This is a genomic window from Streptomyces sp. NPDC127177 (assembly GCF_042672475.1).
GTDB lineage: Bacteria > Actinomycetota > Actinomycetes > Streptomycetales > Streptomycetaceae > Streptomyces.
Genome location: NZ_JBHXUW010000114.1, coordinates 1 through 9,437, shown reverse-complemented (window position 1 = coordinate 9,437; position 9,437 = coordinate 1). Strand labels below are relative to the sequence as shown.

Here is a 9,437-nt window from a genome sequence, read left to right as displayed (position 1 = left end):
CGGCATCCGAACCTGCGTGCGGCGTTCCGTCACGAAGGGCTCGACACACCTGTCCAGGTCATCCCGCAGGACTTCGAACTCCCCTGGGAGGAAGTGGACTTCAGGGCCGAGCCGGCCGGGAGCCGAGAGGCGGCCGTACACCGCTGGATGGGCGAGGACCGGGCGACACGCTTCGATCCCTCCCGGCCTCCGCTGATGCGCTTCGCGCTGCTGAGGACCGCTGACGAACAGCACCGGCTGGTCGTCACCAACCACCACATCCTGCTCGACGGCTGGTCCATGCCCGTTCTGGTCAAGGAACTGCTCGCGCTGTACGGCCGCGCCGGCGAGGCCACCGGGCTGCCCCAGGTGACCCCCAACAGGGACTACCTGACGTGGGTGGCGGGCCAGGACCGCACAGCCGCGGAGGCCGCCTGGCGGCAGGCCCTCGACGGACTCGACGGACCGACGCTGGTCGCACCCGGAGGCCGCGACGGCAGCCCGGCCTCGCCCGACCGTGTGACGGCCGAGCTCCCGGCGGCGCTCACCGAACGGCTCACCGTGCTGGCCAGGACCGGTGGAGTCACCCTCAACACCCTCTTCCAGGCTGCCTGGGCCATGGTGCTGGGCCAGCTCACCGGCCGTGCGGACGTCGTGTTCGGCGGTACGGTCTCCGGCCGCCCGCCGCAGGTCCCCGGCATCGAGTCCATGGTCGGCCTGTTCATCAACACCCTCCCGGTCCGGGTCGTCCTCGACCCCGCCCAACACCTCGGCGCGCTGCTCGCCCGGCTCCAGGACCAGCAGGCCGGCCTCATGGACCACCACCACCTCGGCCTCACCGACATTCAGCAGACGGCCGGACTCGGTGAACTCTTCGACACCCTGGTGGTGTTCGAGAACTACCCGCTCGACGCCGACGTACTGGAGGTCGGGCACGGCCTCACGATCACCGGCATCGAGGGCCACGACGCCACCCACTACCCGCTGATCCTCACCTGCGTTCCCGGCGAGCGGCTGGGACTACGGCTCGACTTCCGCACCGATCTGTTCGACGCCGGCACCGCGAAGGCCCTGATGGCCTCCGTGACGCGGGTACTGGAGAACGCCGGGGAGCTGCTCGACACGCCGATCGGCCGGATCTCCGTCCTCGACCCGGACGAGCGCCACCGGCTGCTCGCCACCGGACGCGGAAACACGGGTGAGGAGCGCGACGACCGCGCGGTGCCCGCGCTCTTCGGCGAACTCGCCACCTGGTCACCGCTGGCCGCGGCCGTCGTCGCGGATACCGGCACCCTGTCCTACAGCGAGCTCGATACCCGGGCGAACCGGCTGGCGCACCGGCTCCTCGCCGCGGGTGTCGGTCCGGAGGACCGGGTCGCGCTGTACATGGAACGCTCGGCAGACATGGTGGCCGCGCTGCTGGCCGTCCTGAAGGCGGGTGGCGCGTACGTGCCGCTCGACCCCAGGTCTCCGGAGAGCCGGACCGGTCACATCCTCGCCGAGACGGGTGCCACGGTGGTGCTCGTGGACTCGGCCGAGGACGCTCCCGACGCGCTGTCCGGGCTCACGGTGATCGAAGCCGGGGCGGCACTCGCCGCAGCCGGCGCACCCTCGCACGACCCGGGCATCGCCGTGAGCCCCGACCGGTTGGCGTACGTCATGTTCACCTCCGGGTCCACCGGCCTGCCCAAGGGCGTCGCCGTCACTCACCGCGACATCGCGGCTCTGGCGTCCAGCGGCCGGTTCGTGGACGGGCACGAGCGGGTGCTGATGCACTCGCCGACCGCCTTCGACGCCTCCACCTACGAGCTGTGGATTCCGTTGCTCGGCGGTGGGCAGGTCGTGGTCGCCCCGCCCGGGGACCTCGACGCCGTGACGCTGCGCGGCCTCGTCGAGCAGCGCGGAGTCACCGCTCTGTGGCTCACCGCCGGGCTGTTCCGGCTGATCGCCGAGGAGGACCCCGGCTGCCTCCACCGCGTCCGCCAGGTGTGGACCGGCGGCGACGTCGTTCCTGCCTCCGCCGTGCGGCGCGTGCTGGAGGCGTGCCCCGGAGTCGTGCTCGTCGACGGCTACGGACCCACCGAGACCACGACCTTCGCCACCACCCACCGCATCGAGTCGGCGGCCGAGGTGCCGGGATCCATCCCGATCGGACGGCCGCTCGACGGCATGCGGGTGTACGTCCTGGACGCCGCCCTGCGCCCCTTGTCCGCCGGGGTCGCCGGTGAGCTGTACATCGCCGGCACCGGACTCGCCCGCGGATACCTCGGCCGTCCCGGCCTGACCGGTGAACGGTTCGTCGCCGATCCCTTCGGTCCCGCGGGCTCGCGGATGTACCGCACCGGCGACCTGGTCCGCTGGAACTCCCACGACCAGGTCGAGTACCTGGGCCGTACCGACGACCAGGTGAAGGTTCGCGGTTTCCGGATCGAACTCGGTGAGATCGAGGCCGTGCTCGCCCGCCACGGCAACGTCGCGCAGGCATCGGTCGTCGTCCGTGAGGACCGTCCCGGTGACCAGCGGATCGTCGCCTACACGGTCGGGGCCGATGGCTTCACCACGGACGTCGCCGGGCTGCGGGAGCACGTGGCCGCCGCCCTGCCCGCGTACATGGTGCCGTCCGCGTTCGTCACCCTCGACACCCTGCCGCTGACCGCCAACGGCAAGGTCGACCGCAAGGCGCTGCCCGCGCCGGGGCCGGGTACGACGCCGTCCGGCAGGGGCCCGCGCAACGCTCAGGAGGAGATCCTCGCCGGGCTGTTCGCCGAGGTCCTCGGCCTGCCGGCGGTCTCCGTCGACGACAGCTTCTTCGACCTGGGCGGACACTCGCTGCTGGCCACCCGGCTGGTCAGCCGTATCCGCTCCGTCTTCAGCGCCGAACTCGCCGTCCGCGCGCTGTTCGAGGCGCCGACCGTGGCCTCGCTCGCCGGGCGTCTCGCCGATGCCGGGGGTGCGCGCACCGCACTGGCGAGACGGGAACGGCCGGCGGAGATCCCGCTGTCGCCGGCCCAGCGCCGGCTGTGGTTCCTCAACCGCTTCGAAGGGCCGGGCGCCACCTACAACCTGCCGCTCGCCCTGCGCATCACCGGGGACGTCGACCCGGCCGCCCTCCGGGACGCGCTGGGTGACGTCGTGGCCCGGCACGAGAGCCTGCGCACCGTCTTCCCCGAGGTCGACGGGCGTCCGCACCAGCTCGTGCTGCCGGTCGAGGAGGCCCGCCCCGCACTGCCGACGGTGGACGTCACGGCGGACGGACTGGACGCCGCCCTCGCCGAGGCCGCCGCGGAGGGCTTCGACCTCATGACCCAACCGCCCCTGCGCGCACGGCTGCTGCGCATGTCCGAGACCGACCACGTCCTGCTCCTGGTGGTGCACCACATCGCCGGGGACGGCTGGTCCATGGCCCCCTTCGCCCGTGACCTGGGCCGTGCCCACGACGCGCGGCGGGCCGGCGCCGCCCCCAGCTGGGAGCCGCTGCCCGTCCAGTACGCGGACTACACCCTGTGGCAGCGGGACGTCCTCGGTGACGAGGCCGACCCCGAGAGCCCGCTGGCCCGGCAGGTGGACCACTGGCGCCGAGCCCTCGCCGACCTGCCGGAGGAGCTTCCCCTGCCGACGGACCGTCCGCGCCCGGCAGCGGCCACCTACCGCGGCGAGAGCATCCCGCTGCGGCTGTCGGCCGAGGTCCACGAGCGGATCGTCGCCGTCGCCCGCGAGAACCGGGCCAGTGTCTTCATGGTGGTCCAGGCGGCACTGGCATCGCTGCTCGGCCGTCTCGGAGCGGGTGAGGACATCCCGGTCGGCGCGGTGATCGCGGGCCGTACGGACGAGGCGCTGAACGACCTCGTCGGGTTCTTCGTGAACACGCTGGTGCTGCGCACGGACCTCTCCGGCGACCCGACCTTCCGTGAACTCGTCGAACGGGTACGGGAGACGGACCTGGCGGCGTACGCCAACCAGGACGTGCCGTTCGAGCGGCTGGTGGAGATCCTCAACCCGGTGCGATCGCTCGCCCGCCACCCGCTGTTCCAGGTGATGCTGGCCTTCCAGAACAACGCGGAGGCCACCCTCGACCTCGAAGGCGTGCGGACCGACGCGCTGCGGATCGGCCTGGAGGCCGCCAAGTTCGACCTGTTGTTCTCCCTGGAGGAGAACGTCACCGATGACGGCCGGCCCGCCGGGCTGAGTGGTGTCCTGGAGTTCTCCGCCGACCTGTTCGACCCGTCGTCAGCCGCGGCCATCGGCGAGCGGCTGGTCCGACTGCTCGACACCGTCACCGCCGCGCCCGACACCCGCATCGGCTCCGTCGACGTGCTCACCCAGGCGGAGCGACGCCGCGTCCTCACCGAGTGGAACGACACCTACCGGCACGTTCCGCCCGCAACGCTGCCCGAACTCTTCCAGGCGCAGGTGGCCCGTACCCCCGGCAATCCGGCCGTCGCTCACGCCGGTCACGAGATCGGCTACGCGGAGCTCGACGAGCGCGCCAACCGCCTCGCCAGGCTGCTGATCCGGCGCGGCGCGGGACCGGAGCGGTTCGTCGCGATCGCCCTGCCCCGCTCCGCCGAGATGATCGTCGCGCTGATGGCGGTGCTCAAGTCCGGCGCCGCCTATCTGCCGGTCGACCCGGGTTACCCGGCCGACCGCATCGCCTTCATGCTCTCCGACGCCCGGCCCACGCTGGTGCTGACCACGAGGGAGGCCGCCGAGGCGCTCCCGGACGGCACGGAGGCGCTGCTGCTCGACGACCCGGAGACCCTGAGCGAACTGGCCGTGCTCCCGGGCACCGCCCCGGCCGACGCGGACCGGACCCGGCCGCTCACCCCGGACAACCCGGCGTACGTGATCTACACGTCCGGCTCGACGGGCCGCCCCAAGGGCGTGGTCGTCCCGCACCGCAACGTCGCCGACTTCGCGGCCTGGGCCGTCTCCGAGATCGGTGCCGAGCGGCTGTCCGACGTACTCGCGGCGACCTCGCTCAACTTCGACGTCTCCGTCTTCGAGATGTTCGGACCGCTGCTCAGTGGCGGGCGGATCGAGGTCGTCCGCGACGTGCTCGCCCTGCTGGAGGGCACCGAGGACCGGACGTACAGCCTCATCAGCGCGGTGCCCTCGGCCCTCGCGCACGCCATCGGACAGGGCGGAGCCGTCCGGTTCGGCGCGGGTCTCGTGGTGCTCGCCGGTGAGGGCCTCTCCGCCCACACGGCGAACGCCATCCGGGCCGCCGTACCCGGATCCGCTCTCGCCAACATCTACGGGCCGACCGAGGCCACCGTGTACGCCACGGCCTGGTACAGCGACAGCGACAGCGGAACCGACCGCACGCCGCCCATCGGGAGACCGCTCCACAACACCCGCGTACACGTGCTGGACGCCGGGCTGCGCCCGACGCCGCCGGGTGTGCCGGGAGAGCTCTATCTGGCGGGCACCGGCCTGGCCAGGGGATACCTGAACCGGCCGGGGCTGACGGCGGAGCGGTTTGTCGCCGACCCGTTCGGACCGGCGGGCAGCCGGATGTACCGGACGGGTGACCTGGTGCGGTGGAACACCGGAGGCGAGATCGAGTACCTGGGCCGCACCGACGACCAGGTGAAGGTCCGCGGTTTCCGGATCGAGCTCGGTGAGATCGAGTCCGTGCTCGCCCGCCACGGGGCCGTCGCCCGTACCGCGGTCGTCGCCCGCGAGGACCGGCCCGGCGATCAGCGGATCGTCGCCTACACGGTCCTGGCCGGGGAGAACGCCGTGGACGCGGCCGGACTGCGGGCCCATGTGGCCGTCGCCCTGCCCGAGTACATGGTGCCGTCTGCCTTCGTGTTCCTGGACGCACTGCCGCTCAACCCGAACGGCAAGCTGGACAGGCGTGCCCTGCCGGCGCCCGACTTCGAGTCTGCCGCCGGCGCAGGCCGCGGTCCGCGCAACGACCGCGAGGACACGCTCTGCGCGCTGTTCGCCGAAGTCCTCGGCGTGGAGCGGGTCTCCATCGACGACAGCTTCTTCGACCTGGGTGGCCACTCCCTGCTCGCCACCCGGCTCGTCAGCCGGGTGCGGACGCTCCTCGGCGCCGAACTGCCCGTACGCGCACTGTTCGAGAGCCCGACGGTGGCCTCCCTCGCCGAGCAGCTCGGTGAGAGCGTGGCCGCCAGGCCCGCTCCGGTGGCCCGGGTGCGTCCGGAGACGGTTCCGCTTTCACCCGCTCAGCGGCGGCTGTGGTTCCTGAACCGTTTCGAGGAGCGCAACGGCACCTACAACCTGCCGCTGGCCGTACGGCTCACCGGAACCCTCGACCCGCAGGCCTTCCAGGAGGCGCTCGGTGACGTGGTGACCCGCCATGAGAGCCTGCGCACCGTCTTCCCCGACACCGACGGGCGTCCGCGTCAGCTGATCCTCTCTCCCGAGCAGGCGCGCCCCGCGTTGCCCGTCCTCGACCACGACCCGCGGGCACTCGCCGAGGCCGCCGCCCAGGACTTCGACCTGGCCGTCGAACCTCCGCTGCGGGCGCGGCTGTTCAGGGCCTCGGAGACCGATCACATCCTGCTCCTGGTCGTCCACCACATCGCGGGGGACGGCTGGTCCATGGCGCCCCTGGCCCGTGACCTGGGCGAGGCGTACCGTGCGCGGAGCGCCGGCGCGGCGCCGACGTGGCAGCCGCTGCCCGTCCAGTACGCCGACTACACGCTCTGGCAGCGTGACCTGCTCGGCGACGAGGACGACCCGGACAGCTCCCTCGCACGCCAGACCGCGTTCTGGCAGCAGGCCCTCGCGGACCTCCCGGAGGAACTGGCCCTGCCGGCCGACCGGACCCGACCCGCGGAGATGACCTACCGCGGCGACACCGTCGCGGTGGAGATGCCGGCCGCGGTGCACGCCCCGCTGGCGGCGCTGGCCCGCGAGAGCCGGGCCAGTGTCTTCATGGTGGTGCAGGCAGCGCTCGCCGCGCTCCTCGGCCGGCTCGGCGCCGGCACCGACATTCCGATCGGTTCGCCGGTCGCTGGGCGTACGGACGAGGCGCTGGACGATCTGGTCGGCTTCTTCGTGAACACGCTGGTGCTGCGCACGGACGTGTCGGGTGACCCGACGTTCCGTGAGCTCCTGGAGCGGGTGCGGGAGACGGACCTGGCGGCCTACGCCAACCAGGACGTGCCCTTCGAGCGGCTGGTCGAGCTGCTCAACCCGGAACGTTCCCTCGCCCGGCACCCCCTGTTCCAGGTCATGCTGTCCCTCCAGAACAACGCCGAGGCCGTACTGGAGCTGGACGGTTTGCGGATCGAGCCGCACAGCACCGCGGTGGACGGCGCCAAGTTCGACCTGTCGTTCCAGCTGGCGGAGCGGTTCGCGGGGGACGGCAGCCCCGCCGGTATCGGCGGACGTGTCGAGTTCGCCACCGACCTGTTCGACCCGCAGACGGTCCGGGAACTCGTGGACCGCCTGGTGCGACTGACCGCCGACCTCGTCGCGGACCCCGACCGGCGCCTGTTCTCGACGGACGTCCTCACCGAGGAGGAGCGCCGGCGCGTGCTCCTGGACTGGCAGGGGGCGGAGCACACGGAACCCGCCTCGACGCTGCCGGACCTCTTCGAGCGGCAGACGGCCCGTACCCCGTACGCCACCGCAGTCGTCGCCGGCGGCACCCGCGTCACCTACGCGGAACTCAACGCCCGCGCCGACAGGCTGGCGCAGCTGCTCATCCGCTACGGGGTCGGCCCGGAGCAGTACGTCGCCGTCGCCCTGCCGCGAACGGCGGACCTCATCGTGTCCGTCATCGCCGTCATGAAGGCCGGTGCCGCCTACGTGCCGGTCGATCCGGCGCTTCCCCCGGACCGCATCGCGCGGCAGCTGCGGGACGTCGGCACCCGGGCGCTGCTCACCACGCAGGACGCCCTCGGCACGCTCCCCGCGGACTGCGGCGGTATGCGCATCGACATCGACTCCCCCGTGGTCGTACAGGCGCTGGAGGTGCAGCCCGGTGCGGTGACCAGCCGTCCCACGCCGACCGGCACCCTGCGGCTCGACCACCCGGCCTACGTCATCCACACCTCGGGTTCCACCGGCCGCCCCAAGGGCGTCGTGGTCGCACACCGCTCGCTGGACAACCTGTTCCACCACCACTTCGACGACCTCTACGCGGAGCTGGCCGCCGACGCGGGCCGCCGTCCGATGCGTGCGGCTCTCACCGCCGCCGTGTCGTTCGACGCCTCGATCGACCTGCTGCTGTGGATGGTGGCCGGCCACGAGCTGCACCTCATCGACGACGACACCCGCCGTGAGCCGGCCGCGCTGATCGGCTACGTACGCGACGCGGGCATCGACTTCCTGGAGCTCACCCCGTCCTACGCGGAACAGCTCATGGAGGAGGGGCTCGTACGTGACCCGGCGGCCCGGCCCCGCATCCTCGCCCTCGGCGGCGAGGCGGTGAGCCCGGCCCTGTGGCAGGAGTTGGCCGGAACGCCGGGCATCACCGGCGTCAACCTCTACGGCCCCACCGAGACCACCGTCGACACGGTGACCGCACGGACCGGAACGACGGCACGGCCGTTCATCGGCCGGCCGGTCCGCAACAGCCGCATCCAGGTCCTGGACGCCGAGCTGCGTCCGGTGGCGCCGGGTGTGGCGGGTGAGCTGTATGTCGCGGGTGCGGGTCTGGCGCGCGGGTACCTGGGCCGGCCGTCGCTGACCGCGGAGCGGTTCGTCGCCGATCCGTACGGTCCGGCGGGTACCCGGATGTACCGCACCGGGGACCTGGCGCGGTGGACCCGTGACGGTGAGCTGGAGTACCTGGGCCGCACGGACGACCAGGTGAAGGTCCGCGGTTTCCGGATCGAGCTCGGTGAGATCGAGTCCGTGCTGACCGACTACGAGGAAGCCGCGCAGGTCGCGGTGGTGGTCCGGGAGGATCACCCCGGCATCAAACGGCTGGTCGCCTACCTCGTCCCGCGCTCCGGTGAGCCGGACGCGGGCGAACTGGGCACCGCCGCCAGGGAGCACGCGGCCCGGATGCTCCCGGACTACATGGTGCCGTCGGCCTTCGTGGTTCTGGATTCGTTGCCGTTGACGGTGAACGGGAAGCTCGACCGGAGGGCTCTGCCTGTTCCTGGGTTTGTGGGGGTGGTTGGGGGGCGTGGGCCGGAGACGGTTAATGAGGTTGTGTTGTGTGGGATTTTCGCTGAGTTGTTGGGTGTGGATTCGGTTTCGGTTGGTGACAGTTTCTTTGAGTTGGGTGGGGACAGTATTGTTTCGATTCAGTTGGTGAGTCGGGCGCGTCGGGCTGGGTTGGTGTTTTCGGCGCGTGAGGTTTTTCAGTTGCGTACTCCGGAGGCTTTGGCGGCGGTTGCTGTTGGTGTTTCTGGTGTGGGTGTGGAGGAGGTCGGGGCTGGTTTGGGGTTGGTGTCGGAGACGCCGATTGTGGGTTGGTTGCGTGAGTTGGGTGGTCCGGTTGGTGGGTTCAGTCAGTCGATGGTGGT

The 9,437-nt window shown here is 71.8% G+C and carries 1 protein-coding gene; it reads left to right on the top strand.

The features are described 5' to 3' along the window. A partial coding sequence (locus ACFVJX_RS35685; protein ID WP_385746726.1) for an amino acid adenylation domain-containing protein occupies positions 1 to 9,437 on the top strand: 9,437 nt, incomplete at both ends.